Origin of the sequence: Streptomyces sp. NPDC101166 (assembly GCF_044768125.1) — a bacterium.
Classification (GTDB): domain Bacteria; phylum Actinomycetota; class Actinomycetes; order Streptomycetales; family Streptomycetaceae; genus Streptomyces.
The window spans coordinates 1-1,302 of sequence record NZ_JBIWPF010000164.1 but is presented as its reverse complement, the minus strand read 5'-3'; the positions used below and the strand labels follow the sequence as shown (position 1 = coordinate 1,302).

At 65.8% G+C, this 1,302-nt stretch carries 2 protein-coding genes; both read left to right on the top strand.

Annotation, left to right across the window (positions count from 1 at the left end; genetic code table 11):
* Positions 1 to 261 (top strand): MspA family porin (locus tag ACIRS4_RS37340; RefSeq protein WP_404204593.1); only part of this gene is annotated, 261 nt, incomplete at its 5' end.
* A gap of 137 nt (positions 262 to 398) precedes the next feature.
* Complete coding sequence (locus ACIRS4_RS37335) at positions 399 to 845, top strand: hypothetical protein (RefSeq protein ID WP_404204591.1); 447 nt, start codon at positions 399 to 401, stop codon at positions 843 to 845.
* The last annotated feature ends 457 nt before the right edge of the window (positions 846 to 1,302 follow it).

Here is a 1,302-nt window from a genome sequence, read left to right as displayed (position 1 = left end):
CCCGGTGTCATCGGGAATCTGGGTGTGGCCGAAGGCGTGTTCGCGAACTTGGGACCCGGCCAGGTCACTGTCGCGAGAACGGAGACGGCCCGCCTGGGTGCCACCACGACGTTCCCGCTTCGCATCGCGTTCAACAATGCCGCGCTCAATATCGCCCAATGCGCCTCGCCGGTGTCGGCCGTCCCATTCGTCACCACCACGGTGAGCACCGCCGTGGGACTCGCGCAGACCACCGCCTACGGCGACCAGTTCACCTTCTGAAGCGGTGGCCCGGTTGGAGTTGTCATCCGTCGCGCCGACGGAGGTCGAAAATCCGGGTTTACCCCGATATGCGTGAAACCTCTTGTGCGGCAAACTGAATCCCGGTCGGGTCATTGTCGATAGGAGTTGATTCACGCATGGTTCAACGGTTGTTGGTCGGTCTGGGTACTGCGGCCCTGATCACCGCCGCGGTCGGCGTCCTGGCCCCGGCGGCATTCGCGACGGATCTGGCCGAGGGGGTTTCGTGCGGTGATCGCAGCTGCCGCAACGACACCGACGACATCTATCGCATCCAGGTGCGGGTGCACTGCTCGGGATTCGGTGATGGGTACGAGACGTCGGTCTGGGTGAACAGCCGTACCACCGAACAGCTGCAGGTCGGGTGCACCGGCCACTGGGTATCCGGCGGATACCACCCGGGCATGCCCTCGATGAACTCCGACGGCACCTGGAACTCGCCTCCGATGGAGAAGGACCCCGACACGTTCGAGCCCAGTTACCTGACGGGCATCGACTACCTGAGCGCCGTGGTCGACAACAGCGGCCGCCGTCGCCCCGGCGCCCCGACGTCCAGCGGGTCTTGATCTGGACTGATTTCCCGGTCGCGAATCAGGTGGGTGAGCGAGCGCATTACTGGCATGGATTGCCCAAGCGCAGGGCGGCGCGAGGCGCGCCGCCGTGTTGCTGGGCGCCGCGAAGGCTCTGTCCCAAGCGATCAGCGCTTCCGCGATGATCTTTCCGGAACTGGCGGCCTACCACGAGAACTGTGAGCGAGCGGCGCGGCTGCGCCCGCTGGGTTCGATCTCGGCTGCAGTCCCCGAGAATCGGCTCGAACGTAGCCTGCCGTTGACCTCGAGTGCCTACCATGGCGCACGTCGGCCCCCTTCTGCGTGGGGTAGACCCCTCGGCATTGCCCCTGGGCCTTCGTGGCATTCCTCGCGCGCGGTCGACCTCGGCGTACACCGCCGCCGCGAGTTGCGAATCCAGCCCGCCCGGTGAGACCCGGCGTCGGGCATTCGACCATCGGAAAGGTTCAGCAAT